General features: G+C 27.1%; 1 protein-coding gene. It reads left to right on the top strand.

All coding sequences use genetic code 11. The features are described 5' to 3' along the window. Nucleotides 1-17 precede the first annotated feature (17 nt). On the top strand, nucleotides 18-863 hold an 846-nt coding region (locus OIO11_RS11630; protein WP_268071634.1), incomplete at its 3' end, for an IS4 family transposase.

Here is an 863-nt window from a genome sequence, read left to right as displayed (position 1 = left end):
TTTTTTTTGAAGGACTTTTGAAAAAAGATTACAGTATTTCAAAACAAGCTTTTTCAGAAAACAGGCAAAAAATTAATCCTAAAGCATTTGTTGAATTAAATAATAGGATAAACCAAATTATTTATGAAGAATGCAATGAATATGAACTTTGGAATGGGTACAGGCTTAGTGCAATAGATGGAACTACAATAGAGTTACCAAATACAGAGTTATTACGTAATGAATTTGGATATGCTAAAAATCAGTATGCAGAAGTCGCCGTTGCCAGAGGAACTGCTTCTTGTATATTTGATGTACTAAACAAAATTATTATAAAGAGTAAAATAGATAGATATAAAACTTCTGAAAGAAAAATGGCTATGGAATTGATTTCAGAAATGAAACAAGATAATAACTCGTTTAAGGATTTAATCTTATTTGACAGAGGATATCCAAGTCAAGAGCTTATATCTAAATTAATGGATATGAATATATGTTTTGTAATGAGACTTAAAAACAGCACTTTTAAAAAGAAAATTGATCCTACAAAACAAGACCAAATAATAGAAATTAAGTATAATAATAAAATATACAGTGTAAGAATAATAAAATTTGACCTTGAATCAGGAGTAGAAGAAGTTTTAATAACTAATCTGTTTGATGAGTCTATGACTGAAAGTGATTTTAAGGAATTATATTTTATGAGATGGGGAATAGAAATAAAATATGATGAACTGAAAAATAGACTTGAAGTTGAGAATTTTACAGGTACAACTAAAATAGCAATAGAACAAGACTTCTATGCATCTATTTATCTATCAAACATGGTTGAATTAGCACGAAAAGATAGTGATGAAATTATAGCAGTTGAAAGAGAAAATAAA

The organism is Clostridium sp. ZS2-4 (genome assembly GCF_026719745.1).
In the GTDB taxonomy this organism is placed as follows: Bacteria; Bacillota; Clostridia; order Clostridiales; family Clostridiaceae; genus Clostridium_H.
This window is presented reverse-complemented; position numbering and strand designations above follow the sequence as displayed.